The 26957-nt window shown below is 44.0% G+C and carries 17 protein-coding genes; 10 read left to right on the top strand and 7 right to left on the bottom strand.

Annotated features, from left to right (window positions below; all coding sequences use genetic code 11):
• Positions 1–223: 223 nt before the first annotated feature.
• On the bottom strand, positions 224–904 hold the full coding sequence (locus tag ACYVNW_RS00535; protein WP_460677875.1) for a DUF6624 domain-containing protein: 681 nt from the start codon (positions 902–904) through the stop codon (positions 224–226).
• Positions 905–975: 71 nt separating this feature from the next.
• Positions 976–2466 carry a serine hydrolase gene (locus ACYVNW_RS00530; RefSeq protein WP_460677874.1) on the bottom strand — a complete coding sequence of 497 codons (1491 nt, stop codon included), beginning with the start codon at positions 2464–2466 and terminating at the stop codon, positions 976–978.
• Positions 2467–2718: 252 nt separating this feature from the next.
• On the opposite strand from ACYVNW_RS00530, the gene ACYVNW_RS00525 reads away from it, so the two are divergent.
• The 4 genes from ACYVNW_RS00525 to ACYVNW_RS00510 all read left to right on the top strand — a co-directional run bounded on the left by ACYVNW_RS00525 (position 2719) and on the right by ACYVNW_RS00510 (position 10254).
• Positions 2719–3627: an SRPBCC family protein gene (locus tag ACYVNW_RS00525; protein ID WP_460677873.1), complete on the top strand. Its 909-nt coding sequence runs from the start codon at positions 2719–2721 to the stop codon at positions 3625–3627.
• Positions 3628–3629: 2 nt separating this feature from the next.
• The gene (locus ACYVNW_RS00520) at positions 3630–4052 is read left to right on the top strand and encodes a luciferase domain-containing protein (RefSeq protein WP_460677872.1); all 423 of its coding nucleotides are present in this window, start codon (positions 3630–3632) and stop codon (positions 4050–4052) included.
• Between the two features lie 766 nt (positions 4053–4818).
• Entirely contained in the window at positions 4819–8529 is a 3711-nt protein-coding gene (locus tag ACYVNW_RS00515; RefSeq protein WP_460677871.1) for an ATP-binding protein, read from the top strand.
• A 105-nt stretch (positions 8530–8634) separates the two neighbouring features.
• Positions 8635–10254, top strand: coding sequence for a serine/threonine-protein kinase (locus ACYVNW_RS00510; RefSeq protein ID WP_460677870.1), 1620 nt, complete (start codon positions 8635–8637; stop codon positions 10252–10254).
• A gap of 97 nt (positions 10255–10351) precedes the next feature.
• On the opposite strand, the gene yiaA is transcribed toward ACYVNW_RS00510, so the two are convergent.
• Positions 10352–10819: an inner membrane protein YiaA gene (gene yiaA / locus ACYVNW_RS00505; RefSeq protein WP_460677869.1), complete on the bottom strand. Its 468-nt coding sequence runs from the start codon at positions 10817–10819 to the stop codon at positions 10352–10354.
• 133 nt (positions 10820–10952) lie between these two features.
• Between yiaA and ACYVNW_RS00500 the strand changes: the two genes are divergently transcribed.
• Positions 10953–12455 carry a hypothetical protein gene (locus ACYVNW_RS00500; protein ID WP_460677868.1) on the top strand — a complete coding sequence of 501 codons (1503 nt, stop codon included), beginning with the start codon at positions 10953–10955 and terminating at the stop codon, positions 12453–12455.
• Between the two features lie 537 nt (positions 12456–12992).
• Here the strand turns inward: ACYVNW_RS00500 and ACYVNW_RS00495 are convergent.
• Together ACYVNW_RS00495 and ACYVNW_RS00490 are read right to left on the bottom strand one after the other, a co-directional pair.
• Complete coding sequence (locus ACYVNW_RS00495) at positions 12993–13349, bottom strand: hypothetical protein (RefSeq protein WP_460677867.1); 357 nt, start codon at positions 13347–13349, stop codon at positions 12993–12995.
• 223 nt (positions 13350–13572) lie between these two features.
• Complete coding sequence (locus ACYVNW_RS00490) at positions 13573–13725, bottom strand: DUF6194 family protein (protein WP_460677866.1); 153 nt, start codon at positions 13723–13725, stop codon at positions 13573–13575.
• A 333-nt stretch (positions 13726–14058) separates the two neighbouring features.
• On the opposite strand from ACYVNW_RS00490, the gene ACYVNW_RS00485 reads away from it, so the two are divergent.
• The 5 genes from ACYVNW_RS00485 to ACYVNW_RS00465 all read left to right on the top strand — a co-directional run bounded on the left by ACYVNW_RS00485 (position 14059) and on the right by ACYVNW_RS00465 (position 21003).
• Positions 14059–15684: an IPT/TIG domain-containing protein gene (locus ACYVNW_RS00485; protein ID WP_460677865.1), complete on the top strand. Its 1626-nt coding sequence runs from the start codon at positions 14059–14061 to the stop codon at positions 15682–15684.
• A 20-nt stretch (positions 15685–15704) separates the two neighbouring features.
• Complete coding sequence (locus ACYVNW_RS00480; RefSeq protein ID WP_460677864.1) at positions 15705–16235, top strand: hypothetical protein; 531 nt, start codon at positions 15705–15707, stop codon at positions 16233–16235.
• A gap of 71 nt (positions 16236–16306) precedes the next feature.
• Positions 16307–18463 (top strand): tetratricopeptide repeat-containing sensor histidine kinase, encoded by a 2157-nt coding sequence (locus ACYVNW_RS00475; RefSeq protein ID WP_460677863.1) that lies wholly within the window; start codon positions 16307–16309, stop codon positions 18461–18463.
• 4 nt (positions 18464–18467) lie between these two features.
• On the top strand, positions 18468–19118 hold the full coding sequence (locus ACYVNW_RS00470) for a response regulator (protein WP_460677862.1): 651 nt from the start codon (positions 18468–18470) through the stop codon (positions 19116–19118).
• Positions 19119–19482: 364 nt separating this feature from the next.
• Entirely contained in the window at positions 19483–21003 is a 1521-nt protein-coding gene (locus tag ACYVNW_RS00465; protein ID WP_460677861.1) for a hypothetical protein, read from the top strand.
• Positions 21004–21864: 861 nt separating this feature from the next.
• Here ACYVNW_RS00465 and ACYVNW_RS00460 read toward each other — a convergent pair.
• Together ACYVNW_RS00460 and ACYVNW_RS00455 are read right to left on the bottom strand one after the other, a co-directional pair.
• Positions 21865–25782 carry a response regulator gene (locus ACYVNW_RS00460; RefSeq protein ID WP_460677860.1) on the bottom strand — a complete coding sequence of 1306 codons (3918 nt, stop codon included), beginning with the start codon at positions 25780–25782 and terminating at the stop codon, positions 21865–21867.
• Positions 25783–25843: 61 nt separating this feature from the next.
• A complete protein-coding gene (locus ACYVNW_RS00455; protein ID WP_460677859.1) occupies positions 25844–26950 on the bottom strand; it encodes a GAF domain-containing protein in 1107 nt (368 codons plus the stop codon).
• Positions 26951–26957: the final 7 nt, after the last annotated feature.

The following is a 26957-nucleotide window of genomic DNA, read 5'->3' as shown; positions in this document are numbered from 1 at the left end:
GCATACAATATTACATACCAGCCCTACAGCTCTGATATAGCATAAAGAAGAAAGCGTGCTGATTTTAGCACGCTTGTTGTTTCTTAATATCATAAGTATCAGCAATAATATATTGGTCAAAAACAATATCAACATCGCTGATATCACATTGTTTTGGCCGTAACTATGCTGTTATTTTGATGATTGAGCGTGTTAAAATCTAAATATACTTATTCAATTTATTTTAAAATTTGCGCGCGGCAGCTATGGCTTCTATTTGTGGCAGTATCGCTTCGTAGGCTACAGCATCCCATTCGATACCCAGCCGTTTCGCGTAATCTTTTATAGGTTCCAGACCCATTTTTTTACGCCTTTCATCTAATGTTTTAATATCAGCAATCGGATACAAATAGGTTTGTCCGGTTTTGTTGTCTGTAAAAGCCTGACTACCATAAATCTGCTTTTTACCTGTTCTCATATTTATCCGGTCCTCCAATAAGGCAACATTGCTTGACAGTATTTCGCCACGTTGCTCGGCCGACTTTATCAATGGCAGATACTTTTGCTGTACCGGTAAAGCCGCATGTTGTATGACTAAAAATAAAGCCTGGCTTCCCTGCATTCCCACTCTTTGCGGCCCAAGCCAACCATAACGGTCAATAAGCGAAGTAACTTTGACCAGATTTTCAGCATCATTTTTTTTGACAATTTGTTTCAGGCTGTCAATCATGTGCGGTTCGGCCTTTTTTTTCATTGCATCCATTAATGCATAACGAGGCTGCTGATCGAGCTGATTGATACTGTCGAGGATGGCCATTAATGGTTTGTCAAATTTGCTATCATCAAGCGTAAACGATGTAACCTGGGCGTTAGCCTTTGTAACCAATAGTACAGGAAAGAAAACCAGGAAAAAATATTTCATCATTATCAATTTAATACGTTGCCGGAAAGATACGTTAATTGTATTTGAATGTTTCCAACAGACCTTAATAAGAACTACTTCACCTTCAATGCCTCTGCCCTATCAGCAGCATGCTTATTACCTGGCTCTAAAATCAACGTTTTCCGGTAGTTTTCAAGTGCCTCCGAACGGTTATCCGCAACCTCCAGTGCTTCGGCCAAGCTATCATAAGCATTGGCACTTTTAGGATACAGACTTACATTTAGTTTAAAAACAGATACAGCTGCCAGTATATTTTTTTGACTCAAAAGCTGGTAGCCCCAGCCATTCAGTTCGTTTTCGGTGAGGCTGAAAGCGGGTTCTTTCTTTTTTAAACGAGCGGCAACAGGTATGGCCTGGTCAAAACCCTGCTTAAGTAGTTCCGCTCTTAACAGCTTCAAACTTTTGGGCAAGCCAAAACCGTTAGCCTCATGCATAGCAGGAATGTAATAGCCTGCAATCTCATCAATAAACTGATCAGGATTTCCTTGCAGCAAATTAGTAAGAACAATAATAGATAGATCATCTTTCAAGTAAACAAATAAAGCTGATCTGCCGCCGCCCACCGGGCCAACTGCCGGATGCTCCTCGCGGGTTATGGTTGGCCAGCCCAGTGCATAGCCGTTGGTAAGCCGGTTAAAACCGCCTATTTTACCATTATTTAATACAGCCGGCTTCCACAGCAAATCAATACTTGACGGTTGCTTGAGCAGCTTGCCGCTTTTTAATGCAATCACCCAGTTTGCCATGTCAGTAGCGGTAGATTGAATACCGGCCGCTGTTCTGAAAAATACCGGGAATTGCATATATGCCTGGCCGGGTGTGGGGTTTCGTACAAAGCTGCTGCCTACCTGGCGGGTCATGGTATATGCCCCTGCATAATTGGGGATGACATCGTAAGAGTCGCCAAAGCGGGTTAAAGTCATACCTGCCACCTTAAACTGCCGCTCTTCAATAAACCGGGTAAAGTGCATGCCGCTAAGTTTGGTAATAATTTGCCCGATGAGTACATAGCCCGTTTGATTGTAACGAAATTTGTCGCCCGGTTTAAATTCAATGGGTAATGCCTTTACAGTACGCATGGCTTCCTGTTCGTCATTGTGGCCCATCACCTGCTCTTCGGCATCAATCATATCCGGCAGACCGGAAACATGAGTGAGCACCTGCTGCAGAGTGATGTTTTTCCAGGCATCGGGCAGGCTGTCCAGATAGCGGGATAAGGGGTCGGTAATTTTAAGCTTATGCTCTTCAACAAGCTGCATGACCGCCACGCCTACAAATGCCTTGGTAATAGAATTAACAGAAAATATGGTTTGGTTAGTGGCTTTAATGTTGTATTCCAGGTTGGCAGTACCAAAGGTGGTATCTTTAACTATTTTGCCGCCACGCACCACCGCAACCTGCAAAGCCGGTATATGGCGCTGCTGCATTTTGGTTTTGATGAAAGTATCAATGCTGTCAGAAGTTGATAATTGCTGCGCATGAGCGGCTGTAGCCAGTAAGCCCAATTGAAAAAGAAAAAATGAGGTTAGCGATTTTAATTTCATGTAAAGTATAGTGTTGACAAAGCAGAAAGACGAGGCTTTTCAATTAAAGGTTGCGCGCCTATACTGTTATAAATATTGGATATTACCACTCACTTCTTGTTACAAAACCAAATCAAAAATCCCGATATCAAATATGATCAACAATAACCCTTCATCAAATTTAATTTTCATTTATTTTTGAAAATTCAAAACATACTATACATTTGTGATATTCATAATCTATATCATTCACCATTAAAATTGTCACCTATCATGAACCGCCTGCTCACTTCTAAATTATTGGGCTACGTTGTTAGCAACTTTACTGCTTTTATAATTATTGGTATTACTGCTATGTTTAAACCGGATGCAGGCGTACTGGTATTTTCCGAGTTTGTAATTATTCCTATGTTGATGGGTATCATCAGTGCCTGGTTTTGGCGCAAACTGGAATTAAGCAGCAGTCAGTTGGTTGGATATTCTTTAACCAACACCGTTATTGCCATTTTAATGAGTACATTTTTTTTGCGTGAGGGTATCGTCTGCCTTGTTATCGTATCGCCGCTGCTTGTTGCTTTCATATTGGCAGGGGCGTTTATGGGTCGCAATATGTTTAAGCGCAATAATCAAAATCTAAATATCAGCATTGTATCCCTACTGGTAGTTGTTTTTATTGCTGATTCCGTTTCCAATCATCGTTATGTGAATAAAGTATCAGACGAGGTGGTCATTAATGCACCGGTAAGCGAAGTATGGAAACACGTAACCGCCTATAAAAAGAATACGCACCCCAATAAATACTGGCTGTTTCAGATGGGTATGCCCAGCCCGGTACAGTCTACGGCTGATGGCTTACACGTAGGTGCCAACCGCAAGTGTATTTTCAGCAACGGTTATGTGTTTGATGAAAAAATTGTTATCTACCAACCCAACGTTAACCTTACGTTTGACATCACCAGCCAACCCCGTGACCCGGAAATTATGGGTCATATTGATATTTTGCGCGGACAATTTATTTTGAAAGATAACGGCAACCAAACCACCACCTTAATTGGTAACAGTTGGTACGAGTTGCATGTATTTCCGGTATGGTATTATGATATATGGGCTAAGAGTGTAACCCGTAATGTGCACCTGCGTGTAATGGATTATATTAAAGAACTGAGCGAAACCCCGCAGTAAATATGTTTCTGTTCACCATCCGTTATTTTGGTTTTTTAAAGCATGTGTACGGCCTCGCCTGGCTGTTTGACTATTACCTGAAATTTTACACCTACCTTACCCGGCCGCATTTGCTGGATTGGATAGATGATATAGAGCAGCAAGTGCTGACATGGCCCGGTGTGAGCATGCAAACCCATAAATATGGTGGCCTGCAATTCAATTTGGGCCGGCGCGAAATCGGCCACATCCATAGCAATGGCCTGCTGGATATGCTGTTGAGCCGCCGCTTAAAACAGGAACTGATGCCTGATGGCCGGATACAAGACCATCACTCTTTTAAAAACTCGGGCTGGATTAGCTTTTATATTATCACCAGCCGGGACAAGGCCCATGCCGTTGAGTTGCTAAAATTAGGGTATATGCGCTTGTTGCAAGCACAATAATGCAGGTTTATTTCCGCTCGAGCGCGGACGTTTGAGCGGAAAATAAATACTAATAACAAGGTGATAAGATTTTTGAAAAATAGTTTTTAAGAGTTGTAATGCTATAAAATTATGTTAGGCCACGCTATCATATTTGCTTTACCAGTAATTTGCACTTATGTAAGTTATCAACTTGTGTATACGTTGTTATCCTTCATTCCCCATAGCAAATTTAAACACTTTGTTCACTCTCCCTCTTTCAAGCAATACATGTCTGTAGGCTTGGCAATATTATCAATTTACATTCTTGTAAAAATATTTCAACAATGAGTGTGTTTTATTAAATGTTTCCTTTATAACTTCCACTGCTTTTAAATCTTTTCGCCTCGGTGTTCACAGCGCAAGGTGTTCATGAACGTTCACGGGTGTTCACGCCTGTTCACGAGCGTTCACGCTAATTCTTGTTAACTATAAATAAAAGGCTAAAATTATATTTATGTAATTGATTATTAAATTTTTATAGTCAATTTCAAATTTCTTCAGTTAATTTTCACTTACTTAAAAGTCATAAAAAGCGTTCACGAGTGTTCACGACACGTGAACGTGAACACCTGGCTATATTTAAAGAATATTCCTTTTCGCTTTCAGTGTTCAACCCATTATCAATCATACAAAGCAATGGTTGTTTAAATGCAGGTTATGTTTATATATTTACTAAATTTACCACCTCTCCTAACTGATATTTTAACAACAGCAACCCTTTTTACTAAGGGATTCATGTATACATATGCAATTCACCCAGTCCGAAAGTACTGAACAATTTTTATCCGGCGGTGGCGAAATGGGCAAGCTCATTCGCAGCATGGATTGGTCAACCACTCCTTTAGGCCCTATCGAACAATGGCCGCAAAGTTTGCGCACCTCTGTCAGCTTATGCCTTTCCTCTACCTTTCCTATCCTGATTGCCTGGGGACCGGAAACCATACAGATTTATAACGACAGCTATCGCCCTATTTGTGGCGAGATGCACCCACAATCCATGGGTATGAACTTTCGTGAATGCTGGGAGTCGGCACTGGAGGTGGTTGGTGATAAATTTACCCGGGGGCAGCAGGGTGAGGGCACCTATATACAGGATCAACGCATGTTTCTGGAAAGATACGGTTACCTGGAAGAAGCATTTATGACATTCTCCTTCGCCCCGATCCGTGATGAATCTGGCAACGTAGGCGGCATCTTCCACCCCATTACCGAAACCACCGACAAGATGCTGAGTGCCCGCCGCACGCAAGCCCTGCGTGATTTGGGCGCGGCTATTGGCAAAGCAAAATCGGTTCAGGAAATTGGCCGCACCACGGAAGAGAAATATCAGGATTATGTGCTGGATGTACCCTTTATGCTGTTTTATCAGCTGAATGCAGAAACCGGGAAAGCACATCTCATCAGTTCGGCAGGTTTGCCATTGGGTACAACACTTACCCCAGCAGAAATAGATTTGAATGAGGAAGATCCTCAAACCTGGCCCTTGCATAAAGTGCTGCAATCCGGCTTAATGGAAGAAGTGGATCACCTAACCACCCGCTTTGGGGCATTCAGTTGCGAGCCTTACCCTGAAACACCACAGTCGGCTATGCTGTTGCCGGTACGTATTTGGGGACAGGAAACGCCTTTTGGTTTTATGGTTGCAGGGGTAAGCGCCCGCCGGGCTATTGACACAGCCTACCTCAACTTTTATGATCTGCTGGCTAACACTTACAATACAGCCGTATCAAATGTGTACGCTTACGAGCAGGAGCAAAAACGTGCACAGGCACTGGCCGAAATAGACCGTTCAAAAACCGCCTTCTTTAGCAACGTAAGCCACGAGTTTCGTACCCCCCTTACCTTAATGCTGGGCCCGTTGGAAGATTTGCTGCAGCGTGAAACTTTGGTAAATGATATTAAAGAACCGCTGGAGGCTACCCATCGCAATGCACTTCGCTTGTTGAAACTGGTAAATAATTTGTTGGATTACAGCCGTGTTGAAGCCGGCCGAGTACAGGCCGCTTATCAGCCAGTGGATTTATGTGAACTCACTGTTGATCTGGCCAGCAGTTTCCGCTCCATTATTGAAAAAGCCGGCATGGAACTGCAGGTGGAATGCCATACTTTGCCTGATGCCACCTACGTTGACCGGCAGATGTGGGAAAAAATTGTCCTTAACCTGCTTTCAAACGCTTTTAAATACACCCTGCAGGGCAGCATAACAGTGAGCCTGAACCAACAGGGAAGATTTGCGGTACTCAAAGTACAGGATACAGGTGTAGGCATCCCTGAACATGAATTACCGTATATGTTCGAGCGTTTTCACCGCGTTGAAAATTCGGCCGGACGCACGCACGAGGGTACAGGCATTGGCCTTTCGCTGGTACACGAACTGGTACACCTGCATACAGGTGAAATTTCGGTGGAAAGCACAGAAGGTAAAGGCAGTATGTTTACCGTTAAAATACCTGTTGGTAAAGCCCATTTGCCACAAGAACACCTTTTGGAAGCAGAGCGGGTTACAGACTCTACGGCGTTAAAAGGTGCATTTATACAAGAAGCCATCAGCTTATTGCAAAATGAAAGCGTTGATGCGCAAAGCACAGCATCATCTGTTAACAGTGAAACCGTATCTGACCAAAATATCATTGCTGATCGATCAATCACTATTCTGATTGTTGATGATAACGCCGATATGACGGCTTACCTGAAAAGACTTTTAGAGCCATATTATACCATTGAAGTGGCTGTTAACGGGCAAGCGGCACTTGAAAAAATTAACCTGCACCAACCCAACCTGGTATTGAGTGATATGATGATGCCGGTGATGGATGGAAAAACTATGCTGCAACGCATCAGGAACACTGCCGATACGGCTCAGCTGCCTGTCATTTTCCTGTCTGCCCGCGCCGGTGAAGAGGCCCGGATTGACGGCCTGCAGGCCGGTGCCGATGATTATTTGGTAAAACCATTTTCGGCTGCCGAATTATTAACAAAAATTGGCACACAAATTAAAATTACCCAGGCCCGCAGCTATGCTGAGCGCCAATTGCGTAATCTGCTCACTGATGCACCGGTGGCTATTGCCATTTACCGTGGCACCAACCACGTAATTGAATTGGCCAATGACCGCATGCTGCAATACTGGGGCCGTACCTCCGAAGAAACGTTTAGAAAACCACTATTGGAGGTTATACCTGAACTTGAAGTACAGGGCTTCGGTACTATTATGGATAAGGTTTATCAAACCGGTGAACGCTTTATATCAGGCGAAATACCGGTAAGCTTAATGCGCTATGGTAAAGAAGAAACTATCTATATCAACCTTACAGTAGAAGCACTGCGCGAAGAAAACCAAGCCATAACCGGTATGATGGCCGTGGCTGCTGATGTAACCGAACAGGTGATGGCCCGCAAAGAATTGGAAAAAACATCAGATACGTTAGGTTTAGCTATCGAAGCAGCCAATATGGGTATATGGCGCTTAGACATCAATACAGGTGAAGCCACAATTTCTGACCGTGCCAGAATCATTCACGGTTTTCCGCTTGATTTGACTTTAACTTATAATGCAGCTTCAGAATTAATTGACCCTGAGCATAAAGAGCGTGTATTGGAAGCAATTGAGGAAGCCATAACTCACAAGGCAACATTTAATGAAACTTTCAAGATTAATCCGTTTGATGGAAGTAAGCCCAAATGGATCAACTCTACCGGAAAAGTTGAATTGAATGAGGCCGGAGAACCCGTATCTGTAATAGGAACCATCCTGGATATCACAGAGATAAAAGAAGACGAACTCCGCAAAAATGATTTTATTGGCATGGTAAGCCATGAGTTAAAAACACCGCTTACTTCGCTTAGCGGTTACTCGCAAATGCTACAGCTAAGAGCTAAAAAATCTGAAGATAAGTTTACTGCTGATACGCTGGAGAAAATCAACAATCAGTTAAGAAAAATGAATACGCTGATTGGCGGTTTCCTGAATGTTTCGCGATTGGAATCCGGAAAAATCCATCTTAACAAGCAAAGGTTCGAATTAAACCAGCTCATCCATGAAAGCATGGAAGAGTCGGCGTCGGGCACCAGTGCGCACGCCGTCAAATTCATATCCGGCCCTGATGTTACCCTATTTGCCGACCGGGATAAGATTGGCAATGTGGTATCGAACCTGATTAGCAATGCCATTAAGTATTCTCCCAGGGGCGGCCAGGTCACCATCACTACTACCCAAACTGATCGTCAGGTAAAAGTAGAGGTACAGGATGAAGGTATTGGCATTAAACCACATGACATTGAAAAACTGTTTAACCGCTATTACCGGGTAGACAATCAGCACACGGAGCTGATTTCAGGCTTTGGCATTGGTTTGTATCTGAGCGCAGAAATTGTAGAGCGCCATGGCGGCGAAATTGGTGTGGAAAGCGAAATAGACAAGGGCAGCAAATTTTGGTTTAAGCTGCCACTGGCCTGATTATACGTTTATTGATAACCATAGCAACTCCTGCGTTTAAACTTTGAGTCGAATTGTGCCATAGCGTTGCTACAAACCATTTACCCGGCAGGCAGTTTATGATAAATGGCTAAAATGTTTACCATTACGGCGGGCTTAGAAAACATGGGGGCATTAAGTACCGGTGGTCAGGGCTCCGTTTATAAGGCAAAGCGAATGGGGCCGGTTATGGTAGCAGTTAAACTGTTACCCACGCCGATACAAACCGAAAGCGATGAGGATAAAAATTACAAGGATTTTCGGAACGAAGTTGAAAAGCTGAAAAGGGTAAACCAAGAACCTAACCCGCATGTGGTAAAAATACTCAGCTCGGGTATTACAGAAAGCGGCGCTTTGCCTTACATCGAAATGGAGTTTATTGAAGGGCCGGATTTAGCAGAACTGCTGAAACCACCGCACGCCCCTGTGTTTACCATTTCGGAAATCATTAAAGTAGCCGACCAATTGGCCAATGCCCTTAACCATTGCCACCTGAATGAGGTTAAGCACGGCGACATTAAAAGCAATAATGTAAAATGGAATAGCCAAACCGGCAATTACATTTTGCTTGATTTTGGTCTGGCCGTAATGTCTAACGAGCAGCGACGCTCCAGTTTGCGCCACGCCGGTGCGGTAGAGTTTATGGCGCCCGAACAGAGCGAAGGCATGCTGCTGTACCAATCAGACATTTACAGCTATGGTATCATTTTGTATGAGCTGCTAACCGGCGCGGTACCATTCCCCATGAAGGATAATGGCCATACTGCCCGCAGCTCGGTGATGTTGTCACACTTAGAAGCACAGCCGCCAGAACCGCTTGCCCAACGTAAAGCACAGCTTCCGGTTTCATGGCCTGCAGAGAAGCAAGCGGCCGAAATGCAGGTACCTGCCTGGCTGCTGGAGGTGATGTTCAGATGCCTGGAAAAAGATCCGGCTAAACGCTTCGCCAATGGCACCGACTTATATCATACAATTACAAGCCACAAAACAGCCGACACAACTTTAAACAACCGGGCAGAGCTGCTAACATTCGAAAACGAAAATAAAAAATTGCAGGAAACACTGCTACAGCAACAAACCCGGTTACAAGCACAAGAACAGGAAATTGAGCGCCTGAAAGTTGCTATTTACCGAAAAGAACAGGAGACAGAAATCTTACATGCAAAAGTTCAAATGCAGCAACCGGTAAATCCTGCTGTGATCAACAATCCTTCTGCTCCGCCCGTAACTCCTGCAAAGCAAACACCTTCACCGTGGCTTACCGCCCTGGTGATACTTATACTGATTGCTGCGTGTACCGCCTATTTTATTTATCGTTCCAAACCATCAACGCCAACCACGGAGCAGGCAAATACAACGGATGCCCCATCCACAAAATCAGCATCAAAGCAACCAGCAAGCTCAAAAAGGCACAAAAGCCGGCCTGCTTCAACCCAAAGCACTACTACTGATACTTATACCCCTACTGCAAAGCCAGGCCCGGATAACGATATAGGCAAAACCTTTACCCTCTCTGCCCAATATGCTTACTTTCACAACAAGCCGGAGCCAGAGAGCCGGCGTAAAGCCAATATCAATATCTGGAACAATGCCCGCATCACCGCTTTAGACGACCAGAACGGCTATATCTACGTTGTTTATAAAAATGAGCAAGGCCAGATAAGCCGCGGATGGCTGGACAAAAGTGATTTAAAGCTGATGGAGTAAGCTTTTAAAAAATCACTATTTCTTTAATCTTTCTGCCTCATAAAAAAATCCCCGCAGGCCTGCATAAGCAAAGCGCTGCGGGGCGGCAACCGCTACGTTACAGTTCTTTATCTCCCGCCAATTTAGCGTCGCGGGTATTCTTTTGTACGGCAATAGCCGAAAATAGGCTCAGGCAGAAAGCCATCGCATAAAAGCCTTTTTCACTTCTGGCTAAATCTGCATTCCACAAGCCAATGGTAAGCAGTATCATGGCGGCAATAGCAGCAAACCAACTGATACCATAATACAAATCTGTTACGGCCACACCTTCTGCTTTATCACGCACACTTTTTTGCACCGAGATTACGGCAAACAAGCCGAATAGCAGAATAGTGAAGTAATATCCTTTTTCATTTAAAGTCATGCCGGCATTCCATAAGCCGATGCAATAGCCAACCATGCCCGTTAATAAAGCAAACCAGGAGGCGCCTATAAAGGCAGCAGTAGGTTTAAACGGGTTTCTGTTTTTTTCACCAAATTTTACCACTGGTGAATTTTCTTCTGTTTTGTGTTGTAGCGGTTCCATGTTTAATTTGTTTTTGTTGATTAATATGGAAGCAAATGTGCGGTGTAAAAAAGACCCAAGAAAGGTAAGTTCTTCGAATTACTGACGATATATTACGCATTTATGTTACCTTTATAAACGCCGAATTATCCCCATGGACTCACTTTCAGAACTGGTCAACTTATTAAACAATACAGATAGAAATGCTTTCAGGCAGTTTTTACGCAGAAACAATAAGAGGGATGATGTCAAAAACCTGCAGTTGTTTAATTTGATAGAAACTGATGATATAGATAAGATAAACAAGCTTTACAAACCCGGAAAAAATAAAGATGCTTACCATGCCTTACGTAAAAGGCTGCAGGATAATTTGCTGCTCTACTTGTCACAGAGAACTTTTGAAAACAATCAATCAGAAACTTACGATGCATTGCGCCTTGTGGTAGTTGGGCGCTATTTATTAGAAAATGAGGTAACGAAAATTGGTTTCAAATGCCTGGATAAGGCAGAACGCCTGGCCGAACATTTAGAACAGTTTAATTTACTAAATGAACTTTTACTACTAAAACTCCAATATGCTCACCTGCCCGGTGCAGAAAATTTGGAAGATTTAACCGCACGCTTTATGCATAACCAGTTGCATATGCAGCGTGAAGCCAGGCTCAATATGGCGTATGCTTTTTTAAGGCAGCAGTTGCAGGAAATACACCTGAAAGGCAAGGTGGTGAACCTCACGGCGCTGATGATCACGACCATCCGCAAATACAAAATTTCCGCACAGGACTTAATGACCTATAAATCTATTTACCAAATCCTTTTCATTGCCAACGAATACGCTGCCATACAGCAAAACTATGCTTTGATAGAGCGCTATATCAACCGGACAAACAGGTTTATGCAGGGCCGCACAGATCATAAGCTAGCTTATCTTTTTTACCATATCTCCATTTTGTATTATGTGGCAAATTTTCATTTGCGGCGAAGGGATTTTTCAAAAAGCACATCATACCTCAAGGAAATGATGGAGTTGATGCTAACCGATAATCGGTATTATACATTATTCCATCTACGTCATCAGTTGATTGCAGGGCTCAACTTATTTTTCACGGGCTTTGCCGAGGAAGCAATTACGTTGTTGCAGAAAGCACTTTCTGATGCAAAAACCAGTTCCAAGCCCGAAGAATTAGAGGACTTACGGATATGCCTTACCATGTTTTTGGCGCTTTGTAACAATCGCGCCAGTTTAAAGCAGTTAACTTTACTAACGCGCACTGATGCCTGGTATGAAAAGAAAATGGGAATGTTGTGGACCATCCGCAAAAACCTGATGGAAGTTTTGGTGCAGGCCCAGTTTGGCAATATTGAGCTGGCCATGTCGCGGATCAGCAGTTTTCGCCGGCGCTACCGGAAATATTTGCTGAAAACTTCGGAAGAGCGCGTACTGCAATTTCTAAAATTGGTTGAAAAGTATTTGCTTAAACCGGATGTGATTTTTGATGCGGCTTATAAGAAAGCTGTTTTAAGCCTTCTTAATGAAGCAGAAAACAATGATATATTTATTTCGAGCTTTATTGGATGGCTTATAGGTCGTTGGGAAAAGAAAACAACTTATCAGGTGGTACTGCTACTTATACAAAAAGACAACTACCCACAATGAAATTTGGAGGTAATAAATAGTTAAATACTGATTTATCGTAAAAAACAAGGCAAACCAAGTATGACTTGATTTGCCTTGTTTTAAAGTAGCCCAAGCCGAATATTTTTCGAATTATTTTTTAGACGATTTGAAGAGTTTGGCAGGTATTTCAGAGAGATTTTGACTGCCTTGAATTGTATCTTTGGCGTATTTGAGAGCACAGGTAATAGTATTCAGTCATTAGAATATGACGTGTGTTAGAGCATTTTTTAGTTTAAACAAAAAATTTCGATTGCTGGTTGTGAACACGTCCATTTTAGACAAAATTGATGTTAATGACGAGATTTGAATCTTCGGAAGTTTTGCGTAGATATAACGGTGAATTTATCTAACTGCCCCTGTAATCTAAACTATAAATTGTTGTCCCGTCTACTGAAAGAACCTAAGAGCAGTGGCCTGATCGTTAGTAAAGCTTATCCGGAGGTGCTCCCCGCAAATCGAATACTTGTTAATTCTTTAAAGGCGTATCCTGAAAGTAATACAGTTGATTTTCAGTGATTATTTTTTGATCGCGATGAAACTTATAGCTATACCCAACAACCCGAGTAAAGAAATTATGATGTAAGTCATTAAGCCTGGACCAAGCTGTGCCGATGTTGGGAAGAACATCCGGAAGGTTCCCGCCAAAAGAAGCATCCATCCTGAAATAGTTATTAATACACCTCGGTTCATTTCCCAACGATTGTGATTTGTAACAATGATCAGCCCGCCGATTACAAACAGCAGACCGTTCAGGTACACCAGCGTTGGATGAACGTCCAGCCATATTTTCAAGTTTACTATCTCTGAGGAAGTAACAATGATAAGAGCAGGACCAAGTACGGCTGCGATCCGGCGCGGAAATGATGATGACATAAATGAACGATTTAAAAAAAATTAAAGGTGGCTATTTTGTCCAAATTCCTGTTCAACTGAACTTCTGACAGACTTGCTTTTTGTCAAATCATCTCTTAACGATGCCGTGCGCTTCTCCAGTAAACTCAAATCAATTGCTCCCCATTTTCCTGTCCATAATTGAGTATACAGGCGAAATATTGTGCAATGTAATGGAGATGAGGCATAAAATAAATAAGCATAGTCAAATCCCATTGTTTTGCGTATCAGGAAAAAGCCGGGCAAATGTTTGTTCAGAAATACCAACGTTGATCCTGAATATGCCTTCCCGGTTCAAATTCGACACATTATCATAGGCATTATCTGGTTGAAATATTTTTCTACTTTGCAAACCCACTTATACAGTTCTAATAACACTTTTTGTTGTTAGTTAACATATTTGAGTTTGCAACCGGCCTCTTGTTCGCAAAAGCTAATCAGAAAATATCAAAACTTCTATCTGCCTGTTTCTTATAATAGTTTTGAATCACTAGGGAATGTCTATGACGCAAATTATAAAATTGTAGTCCTTAACCCAGCTTAATTATTATTTATTTAAATAAATAATATTGCCGTCGATTTCGAGGCTTGATCATCGATCATATACGGGTATATATACCTATGATTCTTAGTAACTCTCCTTATTGCAGCCTGCCTGCCGATATAACACTTTTGCTAAAAGGCTTATATCATGAAAACAGTTATCCTTAAACTCCATGTACTAACGGTACTTATCCTTTTCTTAATGGCTGGTTTAACCGCTTGTAAAAAAGATAAAACCGAAGACAATCCCACTACACAAACGCCCGAAATTACCAGCGTACAACCCAAAAACCCGCAAACGGGTGACGTGGTTACCATAACGGGTTTCCGTTTTGGCAGCACCGCCACCGATGTTAAAGTTACGTTGGGTAATACAGCCATAACCGTATCATCCGTTACTGATACGGAAATTAAGTTTACCGTACCGGCAGCCGCCACATCGGGCAGCCTAACAGTTAGCGTTAAAGGCATAACGGCTGCCAATAAAGATTCGCAGGGCACTAACCCTACGGTTACACCCAAACCGGTAGCTGTACCCACATTTACGGCCTTATCGCCCGCTACGGGAAAAGCCGGCGATATAGTTACGCTTACCGGCACTAACTTTAGTACGGTACTTGCCGAAAACGTCGTAAAATTTGCTACCGCTACCAGCGGTACAACAGTTGTAGCCACCGTAAAAACGGCCACGGCTACTACCTTAACCGCCGAGATACCGGCTACAGCTAGCACGGGTACAATAACTATAGCTGTTAACGGTACTAACGCCGCACCAGCTGCCGGCTTTACACCAACCTTTACCGTTAGCACAGGCAGCGCAACCGGCGGAACCAGCGTAAGCTATGTAAACGTTGTATCAGGCACACTTAACTTTAGTAAAATTGGTACGGCCGCCAATGAAATAGGCACCATGTGGTATGACAAGATAAAAAATCAAATATACTACTCAGATTATACCCTGGCTACTTCAACAGGCAGCAAGGTTTACAAGCTCGATCCCGGAGGCAACTCGGCCCCGCAGGTATTAACGGCTGATGCGCGTATAACCAACGTCACCAAAATAGCTACCGATGCGGCAGGCAATGTGTATACACTGCGGTACGAGAACAAGCCCAACACGTATTCACTTTATAAAATTACGCCCGATGGCGCTGCTGTAACCGAAATTAAAACCAACTTTAGCTCGGTAAGTGATAATACCGGCATTGCTTTCCTGTTTGTTAACACGGCCAACGAGATATGCCTGCGTCCAAATTTCAAGATTAAGCCAAACGGCGATATTGTAACCGGTGGGGCATCACTTCCGGGTTTGCAGCCAACTACTGAAGGCGCCGTATTTAACAGCAGTACCGCCTATGTAGCTTATACAACCGATAACAGCGGCTATTCAAACACCTGCACTTTTGCCAAATGGAACCTGGATGCCGGTACCACCGCCGATGCCAGCTTTAGCCTGAAAACACTGTTTAATGATGATGCCGACCGTATCAAGTCAACCCGGCAGCTGGGCTACCTGCGCTACGCGGTTGATGACAGCGAGAACTTTTATGCCCTGATAGACCAGTCGAACGGTACCTACCCGCTGGCTAAAACCTGGGTTATTCGCAAGGCCAAAAACGGCACGGCCGGCTATACCACGCTGGGCTCATTCTATATCAAATTTCCTACGGTTGACTTAAATGATATTACCGGTACGGTAATGATGGTATCAGATGCCCGAGGCAATCTATATATCAAAGCCAACCAAAAGGATATTCTACGCATCACTCAATAAACCATTTTAATAAAAGCAACATGAAAAAATTAACCATGGCTGTGCTGCTGCTGGCTGTATTAGGAACCGCAGCCTGTAAAAAAGACAAGGATGAAGATACCAGTGCCAGTGCAACCGGTGCCGCTGCCACAGTAACCGCAGGCAACTACGGTTTCGATGGCGGCTCGTCGGGTAAGTTTTCGTCAACCAAAGCCGGCATGACGCAGGTTACGGCTGCCGGTATTACTACCTTTAGCATATCGGCTATTAAAGACGGCAGCAACGAAAGCATCAGCATTGTTTTACTGAAAAAGGTAGCTGTAGGCAAGTATGCATTGGGCCCTAGCCAATCAAACGGAGGCATCATCATCAGTAAAGATTATACCAAGGCAGCCGACGGCACCATGAACTACTCAACCGATAACAGCGGTACTATGGCCGGCGGCGGCGAAGTAAACATTACCAAGGTAGATGGCAGCAGCGTAGAAGGCACCTTTTACGCCATTGCCTACAACAGCGCCCGTAAAGAAAGCTTTGCCGAGCAGGGCAGCTTTAAGGGTACTATTAAGTAGAATAGTTTTTTTGAGTAAGAACGGGGCTTTATAGCTCCGTTTTTTTTATTTTTAGGCTTTAACCCCTGTACATGAACGGTTTAAAACTTCAATACCTGAAAAGGCTTATCACTTTCACTCTGCAAATTATAACTGCAACTGCTATGGCCAAGCCAGCACCAGCGGTTTTTTATAAGTCTGTAAGAGATACAGCCGTTATTTACAAACTGGTACAGGAAGGTTTAAAACATTCAAAAAACCTTAACGCAAAAGCGCCTGCGTATTTATTACAGGTTATTAAATTATGCGATAACAAGGCCGATGCTTACAGCATTAAACAATACCATACCGCATTAAACAGCTTAGGCGGTTACTACACCTTTAAAGGCAACCACGATAGTTCGGCTTATTTTTATAACCGCTTAATGCTAAGCGGGCAGGCCCACCACAACCCCTTTGCCATAGCTACCGCCAACATTGGCTACGGCCTGATAGCCGATTACCAGGCCGATTATGAAACGGCCATCAATAGAAATATGCTGGCGCTGCAATACTTTGAGCAGGTTAAAGACACGACAGCGGCAGCCATAATAATGGGTAATTTAGCCAACTCATACATCCGCATCAAACAATACCAAAAAGCGGTTAACCTGCTTAATGCGGCTTTAAATATTAACCTGCAAAAAGGCTTAACCCGAATTGCGGCCAACAACATGGCCAACATGGCCAGGGCTTATAAAGGCTTAGGCAATCGCACCAAAGAACTGGAACTTAAACTAAAAGCTTTTGGCATATTTAAGGTCGAAAATTATAAAAAGGGCATGGCTACCGTAGCTATTAACTTAGGCGTTTTTTACGAAAACGACAACAACTTTAAGGAAGCCCAAAAGTACTACCATATTGCTTTAAAATGCAGCCGCGAAATACAGGACAAAGGCAATATTGCAATCTTGTTCAACAACATGTCGTCGTTTTATTTAAAGCTGAACAAGCTTGACACGGCTGTTCTGTATAACGATTCGGCCGCTTATTATGCCGGTCACAACGGTGATAAACTCTCGCAGGCCGACGCCGCTATTTACAAGGCCAATATACTACACACCCTGGGCAGGCACGCCGAGGCCGACGAATATTATGATAAATATGCCTTAATTAGGGATACTATTTATAACAACCGCATGCAGCGGCAGGTAGCCGAGATGGAGGTAAAATACGAAACCGAAAAGAAGGAAAACACCATAGCGCTGCTTAACCAGCAAAACAACATCAAATCGCTGCAATTGAAAAACAGCCAGCTGCAACTGGGTAAAGACCAATTGCAGCTGGTTGAACAAAATCAAACGTTGCTGATTAATACCCTGAACCTAAAAAATAAAGACCAGCAATTAACCAACCAGCGGCTGGATGCCGACAAAAACGAACAGCGTATAAAAGCGCTGCGCGAGCAGGCTCATATACAGGCCCTAGGTTTAGAAAATCGTAAGCTGCAAATTACACAACGCAACTATGCCATAACTTTTATATTACTGCTGCTGGCAGCCGGAACATTGCTAGGCTACCTGTATTACAGCCGATATAAAACCCAGCAAGAAAACCGTATTAAAAATGAGATTTTTAAACAGCAGGAAGTAGCCGCAAAAGCCCTTTTTGATGGCGAGCAGAGCGAGCGCATACGCATAGCCCGCGATTTGCACGATAGCGTAGGCCAAATGCTGGCTGTGGTAAAAATGAACCTTACCACAGCCAACCAGCAGCCCGAAGCAGCCGGGTGGTTGGATAAAACCACCAGACTGGTTGACCAGACCATTCAGGAAGTACGTTATATATCGCATAACCTGATACCTGAAGAACTGAACTTCGGGCTGTTTAATGCCTTGGAAGATTTGGGCGAAAAAGTAAATGGCAGCGGCGGTACCCAGGTAGTGGTTGATATACCCGATGAAGTGCGCCACCATCAGTTTGAAAAATCGAACGAGCTATCTATATACCGCATAGTGCAGGAGGTATTGAGCAACATGGTGCGCCATGCACAGGCCACTTTAATTAATTTGAGCGTGCTGCCGCAGCACAACCAAATGCTGCTGGTGATTAAAGACAATGGCAAAGGTTTTGACACAGCTACCATACCCACCTCAACCGGCCTAGGCTGGAAAAACATAGCGGCCCGCGTGAACCTGCTGGATGGCAGCCTGCAGGTACGCAGCCAGCAACTAAGCGGCACCCAAATAGAGATTATTATACCCGGATAACCCCATGAGCGAGCAGATTAATGTAATAATAGCCGATGACCACCAAATGGTTATTGATGGCCTCAGAAGCATGCTGGCCGCCGACGAGCGCTACCATATTGTGGCTGAAGCCAACAACGGCCAGGCCGCTTATGAGCGCATAACCGCCAGTCCGCAAAGCTTTCATATGCTGTTGACTGATATTAGCATGCCCCTGCTTACCGGTACGCAGCTGTGCCGTATGGTTAAAAGCCAGTTTCCGCATATACAGGTGCTTATTTTAAGCATGTATAATAATGCTCCCGCCGTAAAAGAAGCCGTAATGGCCGAGGCCGACGGCTATATTTTGAAAAACGCCGGCCGTAACGAACTGCTGCAGGCCCTGCACCGCATACAAACCGGCGGCACTTATTTTTCGCAGGATATTGTGCCCATTATTTATAACCAGTACAACAAGCAAAAAGTGCAGGATGAGCAGCTGAGCCAGCTTACCCTGCGCGAGCGCGAAGTGCTGAGCCTGATTGTAAAAGAGCTGACCAGCGAGGAGATTGCCGACAAGCTTTGCATCAGCAAAAAAACGGTTGATAACCACCGCCAGCACCTGCTTGAAAAAACTAACTGTAAAAGCACAATTGGACTGGTCAAGTTTGCCATCAGGATTGGACTTGACAATTAGGTGTATATCTATAATATAGCATCTACACCCTTTTTACTGACCTCAATTTCTTAAGGATTTATCTAAATCTACATTTGTAAGACGTTTTCTATATAATCATAGTCGTAAAAAAAATTCAGATGTATTTTTTTATTTCATAGGGATATATACCCATTACATCTGGTATATATCCCTATTGCAAGCCCTTGCGATACCTCTAACTTTGGTTGATTATATTATTGAATTTATGCAAACTTCCCTGCAAAATTACAAAGCAGCCTCTGCTGTATTGCTTCTTTGTTGTTGCTTAATACAACCAGCTTTAGCGCAGTGCTTAAGCGGTAATTGTAATAATGGCAGCGGCTTGTACAGGTATGCCTCAACCATGATCTACGAAGGCCGCTTCCAGGATGGCCGTCCTAACGGTGCAGGGCGGTTGATAAATGGCGATCAGGAGTATATAGGTAATTTTACCAATGGTTTATACAGTGGTGAAGGCCGGCTGCAAATGGCCAATGGCGATGTTTACACAGGGGCTTTCAGGGAAGGGATGATTTACGGGAATGGGAAAAAAGTTTATACCGACGGCAAAGCGGAAACGGGCTTTTTTGTAAACGGCATACTGCTGGCACAGGCAAAAGAAGCGCCCTACCCGTTTAGGATGATGGATTTTTTTACAGTCCGTCTGCAGGGTTTGAAATATCGCTTTGAGAATAAGCAAAATACCCTATGGATTGCCGATAACGCTTATGACTTAACCACGGGCGCACTGATAGCCGACCGCTCGGCCAGTGCGGCCAGCAATATTGCAGAAATTAAAAGTGTATGGACGCAGCCTCCGTACGACCCATTTGGCTATGATTTTTTGAAGGCAGCCGAAACCAAATATCAAAAGATGAAGTACCGGCTTATGCCCTTTACGCTGCTAAAGAGAGAGCAAGACTTTGTAGTGGTACGAAGCATGACCTATAAAGGCAAAAAGGATTTGCAGTACACCACCGTTTTATATAAATTAACATTGAACGATATACAGCCTATAGCTACCCTTACTCATACGGATAATTTTGACCAAGGCAATGAGGCGTCGGAATTTTTGTTTACTGATAAATTAGATACGGTATATGTTGACGGATACCTGTACACCAATAAAGGCACAAAGGCCGTAAAGCTGGATATGCCCAAACCTAGCCATGAGTACTGGCGGTGGTATAGCGCCAACCGCGATACGCTGATACAGTTTAGTCGAAACGATACCTCGCAGGTAAGCGGTTACAGTATATATAAATTTTCTACGGCAGATGGGCGGCGGCTTGCTAAAATTGACTATCCGTCAAATAATCGGTTAAAGTATGCCCAGGATAACAAGTATGGCCGGGATAAGCTGCCCGGATATAAAATCGCTCTTATAAATTATGAGCGAGGCGAAGCGCTGGTATTTTTTTCGCAATACGTTAGTAGCGTAGATCAAAACATGGAAGGCGGCGATTTAAGAACAAATTACAACAAGGCAGGCATCATTAAGTTTAATGACCCCGATTATTTGCTGCCGCTACGCAATCCTTACTTAACCGCCGATTATTTTGACTTGGTTGAAAAAGGAGCCCTGCAGCAAAGTGATGTTTACATGCAAGATTGGCTAATACGTAAGGCAGAAGCTGCCAGAAATGTTAAGATAGACCTTTACAATATATATGCCCAGCCCGTAACTAAGATAGTTTCGGGTAGAACAACCGGCGGCACGGAAAGCGTATGTGCCTGGTGTAAGGGAACAGGTAAAATTACCAGCGCCGATGCTATGAATAAAGGTTTTAACGCAGATTATACTACTTACACAGGCAGCAAATCGCGAGGAACAACCAGTTACACTACTATGGTATGCGGTGTTTGCCATGGCACGGGGCACTAATTCTAGCAAGTAAACTTTGGTATTAAACAAAAATGGTGATTGATAGCGATGTCGATGCTCTAATTTGAGTCCTTATTCATGATCGGAAAGCCAGTCAATAGTCAGCACTTCCCAGTTCAGATAGCGTTAGCTTCTGATGTAGTATCAACTGCGTTCTTCAAAGTAAATGAAGAAGTAACAGTCTGATTTGCTTAGTTTTTCGCATCAAATAAATCTCAACTAAAAAGCGATCGGGCGGCACTTCATAGCCGAATCCGGACGGTCGCATTAACATTGTGATTGTAGCACTTGGGCTATTATGCGGTGAGTTTTACTCTTTATTATAGCCGTAATAGGATACCTAAGTTTCCCGCATTCATCAATTTTGAATCTCATCCAATTTATATTAAGTAACCCCACCTGACTTTTTTAAGGGCACAATGCTTTTGTCTTTTAGGTATTGCGGCTTATCGTCAAAAAGCTTAAGCGTTTTTTCAAGATTGATTGCCTTCGCCATCTGCTAAATTTTTCATTTGTAGTAAAATATTAGCTTTTAATCATTACGATTTTAATGCCTGGTTTCCTGTTATGATAGCCTCTATCAAGAAGGTTATGCGCTTCATAGAGTAGGGATTCCGATGGAAGCGATACTTGCATTTTCAAAAAGGATTGGAAGTTCCTACGAAAACCATTTTGCTGGAGGAAGGAAAAATTACCTATAACTGAATTTTTATTGAACAAAGTTGCGTGCGTGCATTCTTTCACTTTAACTGATATCGTACATCAACCAAAACATTCATTCTTAGTTGACATGTGTGACTCATTCAGATCGATCACATCAGGCAATTATGTCATCATAATTATTTTCTGTGATCTAAAGCGTTAAATAAGTTCTAAAATAAAGCTTACTTCCTTTTGAAAATCTAAAGATACTTTGGTCAGCTGATCAATATCCAAAGATTGGATATGCTCTAGAGTTTTAGCCAACTTTGCGATGACCGGCAGACCTGCAGACAGCGCAGTGCCGTTGAGTTTATGTCCCAGTTCTTGGATGCCATTTAGATCGCCTGATTGGATCAAAGTCGGCAAGCGGTCTTGTATAATTATCAGCTCCTTTTTGGTCATTTCCAGAATTTCAGCTATCAAATCCTCGTCATGATCCGTAAATCGTTGTAGAATGGATGGATCATAATGATCTGTTTGACTAAGATAATTTAGCTGTGAAACTTCATGCAATTGTTGAGGCTGCTTAAGCCATTTGACCAGTATCGCTGCTATATCTTCTTCCACGACTGGTTTGACCAGGAAATCATCCATACCTGCTTCCAGGCACCTGGCCTTTTCTTCTTTGACATTGCCAGCCGTTAATGCAATGATCGGTATGGTTGCTGCAGTCGGTAGCTGCCTGATCGATCTGGTTGCTTCGTAGCCATTCATCTCCGGCATCTGAACGTCCATAAAGATCAGATTCGGCAGTTCCTGCTTACAATACTCCATTGCTTTGAGGCCATCTACAGCTTCTAAGATCAACGCGTTCGGAGCGATCCTTTTGAGGATCGTCTTGGCCAATAACATATTGATTGCGTTATCTTCTGCGATCAGGATGCGAGCCGACTGCTCAGTTGCCGATGACTGAGGTTTGAAGTTGGTAAGCGGTTTTTGCTGTTTGCTTGTTTTATTTAAACGGGATAAGGCATAATAGAAATCCTGCATTTTTACCGGCTTTAAAATACGGCTACTGACTTTCAATCGTTCTCCTTCCTGCATGACTTGCTCATTGTCCGAAGAACTGGAAAGCAAAATGATCGGCAGTTCCTCTTGAGTAGAGGCGATATTTTCCCTGATCTTGCGAATCGTCTCCAGCCCATCCATGAAAGGCATATGATAATCCATCAAGATCAGATCATAATTGTTTCCGGCGGCCAGCAACTGCAAAGCCTCAAGACCATTCTTGGCTTGCGTGCTCTGTATGTTTTTTAATAGCAGCATCTGCCGGATGATCTCCCGGTTATTATCGTTATCATCCACAATCAATACCCGGTCCAGTTTAACCGTGTCATCAAGCATGATAGCCTCACCAGGAGCGGACCTTAGTGTCACTTCAAAGTAGAAGGTGCTGCCTTTCCCCGGAGTGCTTTTGAGTTGGAGCCTGCTCCCCATCATGGCCAGCAGTTTATTGGATATGGTAAGTCCCAGCCCGGTCCCTCCGTAGCGTTTAGTCGTAGAGCTGTCCTCCTGCGAAAATGCTTCGAATATTTTTTGCTGACGGTCCGGACGGATACCGATTCCTGTATCCCGTACTGAGAAGCAAAATCTGCTATAGCCTTCCAGTTGCTCCAGCACATCTACTTTGAGCTCAATCTCACCTTTTTCGGTAAACTTGGCCGCATTTGATAGTAAATTGATCAAAATCTGCTTCAACCTGACCGAATCCGTCCAGATAAACCTGGGCAGGTCAGGTGCCAGATGCAACAACATCTCCAAGCCTTTCTGCTGTACCTGGTAAGTAATGATATCCGTTGCCTGGGAAGCCATCTCGTACAGGTCGCACTTTTCGATGTCTAATTCCAGCTTTCCTGCTTCAATCTTGGAGAAGTCCAGGATATCATTGATGATGCTAAGCAAAGCTCCGGCTGACTGGTTGACAATGCTGAGGTACTGATGTTGGGTGGATGTCAGCTCTGTTTTTAAAACCAGGTCTGTAAATCCGATCACGCCATTAAGTGGCGTACGGATCTCATGACTCATGTTAGCCAAAAATTCAGATTTGGCGATACTGGCTTGTTCCGCCTGTTGCTTGGCGACTTTCAATTCCTCCCGTTGTTGCACCAGGGACGTGATGTTTTGGGTAGAGATCATCATTCCGCCGATCGTGCCATCAAACTGGAACCAGGGGCGCATCTCCCAGGCAATATACTGCTGGTGATCAAAACCTGGTATCACTGCGGCATCTTCCGTTGCCGATTCCGTAGCTCCACCAAGAATGCGCTGGTGCCGCGCTTTTCCTTCCTCTTTAACAAAAGGAAAAAGCTCATAATAAGATCTACCGACCGCAAAAGACTGTTTCAGGTCATAGTCATTGATCCAGCGATCGCTTGCCGCAATGTAATTCATATCCTTATCGAGCATCGCTACTGCTACAGGCGTATGTTGAACAAATGCCGACAGGATCGCCCTGGCCTTGTTCGTTTCCAGTTGCACGCGTTTTTTTTCGTCGACATCCTGGAATGTGCCATACATCCGTTTACACACGCCGTTCTCCATTTCGGCTGTACCGATCACGCGGACCCAGAGCTCTTTACCCTGCACGGTAATGATCTGCAGTTCTACATCCCAGGGTGTGCCTTCCCGCATCGTTTTTTCCACGGCAGCGGTGATCACCTCCCTGTTTTCGCCCTCCTTATAAAAATCGATTCCTGATCGCATGTCCGGCTCAAAGTTCTGAGATACACCATGGATCTCCTTGGTGACGGGACTCCAGTACAGGGTACCACTGGATAGATCCATTTGCCAGCCGCCGACACGAGCCACCTGATTGGTTTCCTCTAACATCTTCTTGGTCCGTTCAAGATCTTTTTCAAGCAGGTAACGTTCAGTAATATCTGTACCATTGCTAATCACATAAAACTCTCCGGTCGATGATCGCTGCAATAGGTTGTTGAAAAGTACAGTTTTAAGCTCCCCGTCGGCGTGTTTGAACGTGATAAAGTTTTGCGTTTTTCCTGTTTCGCGGATCGTTTTTAAATAAGCTTTAACATTCGGCCATTCCGACTTTGGTATGGGGTCGAAAAGCGTCTTGTTGACCGTGTCACCCGGGGCAAATCCCAGCATAGCTGCCCCGGCGGGATTAAGCGAAATAAAGTTTCCCTCCAGATCATGAGTGGAAATAAGCGATTGTGAGTTCTCGAAAACGGTACGAAACCTTGATTCGCTTTCGTCTAACTGTTGGTCTTTTAAAGTTTCGTTCGTTATATCCCGACCGACCGCGAAGAAATTCTGGGTCTTGGGTTCTGGACTGGCTACCCATTGGACATACCGGTAGTCACCACCAGCCGCAAGAATACGGATGGTAAAATTGAGTACGGACCGTCCCAGCTTTAGGTGCTCTACTTCTTTTGCTACATCCGCATGGTCCTCAGGATGTACGTGATCAAAAAAAGATATTTGCTCAACATTTTGATCACTTAAGCCCAGTAGCGCAAGCATCGCAGGATTTATTTTTTTGAAAAGACCGTCCGTGCCGGCCGAACAGATCAGGTCGCTGGATAGGGCAAAAAGCTTTTCGAACTCCCGTATCTCTTCTTTTTGCCTGCGCTCGGTGATCAGTGCCATCACTTCTTTGGATAACAGCTGCAACGCTTTCTTTTGATCTCCATCAAGGGCACGCGGCTTACGGTCAATAACGCAAAGGGTGCCCAGGTTATATCCGTCTGAATCTGTCAAAGGATATCCCGCATAGAAACGAATATCCGGCTGCCCTGTAACCAGTTCGTTATCTTTAAAGCGATCATCCTGCGTCGCATCTTGTATTTCAAATAGATCATACCCTAAGATAGTATGCTGGCAAAAAGCCAGTTCCCGACGGGTCTCGCTGATGTCGAGCCCTACTTTTGACTTGAACCATTGGCGCTGCTCATCGACCAGGGTGATCAGGGAGATCGGTGTCTTGCAGATGATGGAAGCTAGTTCGGTGATCCGGTCAAATTCCGCTTCGCTAAGGGTGTTGAGTATATCGTATTTGGCTAACGCACGGAGACGATCCTGTTCGTTGGCTGGTAGGAAATGATCTTCTTTGTTCACAATGGTTGGAAGCTTAGTCGGCAGCTGGTATTTCTTTATACGTATTTTTCACGAAAAGGTGCTATGAATTATAATGGGGCCGGTTAGTTGTATAAGTTACGATCCGGTGAATATGATTATCTAAGCGTTCCGTATTTTCCTGGATCCCGAGCAGCAGCTCGGAATTGTCTAAAGAGCCTTCCATGTCGATCAAGGTCAACAGGCCTTTGATCGAGGCCACCGGTCTGCGGAGTTCATGAGACTGTACGAAAGCGATCTCATCCAGTTGCAGCCGCTGGGCTTCTGCGCTTTCTTTTTGACGTACGCGTTCGGATATATCGCTGCCATTATAAGACACACCAATGATCTCACCATCGGGATTGCGGGCGGGATGCACAGTCACGTCCCACCAGTAAGCCTTATCCTTAAATTCCAAGTGTCGCTCCATACGGATTGATCTTCCCTGCAATGCGTCCTGACAAGCGAGGAGCACCCTATTGCGATCTTTAGGATCGATCAGATCCATGATCGCAAAGCCCGGCACAATATTGATGTGGTGATGTTCCTTGATAAAATCGCTCATTGCTTTGCTAAAAGCGATCACCTTGAGGTCCAGGTCCAGAAGCAGATGCGCACAAGTACAACTATCAAAGAAAGACCGCATGGTCAATTCTTCTTTTTTTGCGGATAGGAATTGATCTTTCAATAATTCCAGGCTGGCATCAAATTCAAGTAGCTGGATCACTTGCTGGGCCAGCATTTGCAGCATCTGCTGCTGCTCTTCGCTCAATTGACCTGGTACCTGATCGATCACGCATAGGCTGCCCAAATTAAGTCCGTCTTGTGTAGTTAATGGCGTTCCTGCGTAAAAGCGAATATTCGGATCTCCGGTAACCAATGGATTATTTACAAAGCGTTCATCAGAGCTGGCATCCGGCACGATCATCACATCCTGCTGCTCAATAACATGGTTGCAAAACGCTTGTGTGCGCGGTGTGGTCTTAAAATCAAATGCTTGTTTAATGGGTATATACTGCGTATCGGCGTCGATCAGGGTGATCAGTGCAGTGGGCGTGCCGCAGATGTCTGCCGCCAGAGACACGATCTCCTGCAATTCTTCTTCTTTGCTGATCTTTAACTTCAAAAAACGGTTGACAGCTTGCAACCTTTCTAATTCACGTTTAGGCATTTGGCTT

It is taken from the genome of Mucilaginibacter koreensis (assembly GCF_054783355.1).
The sequence above is the reverse complement of the archived record's forward strand: the minus strand, read 5'-3'. Positions and strand labels throughout refer to the sequence as shown.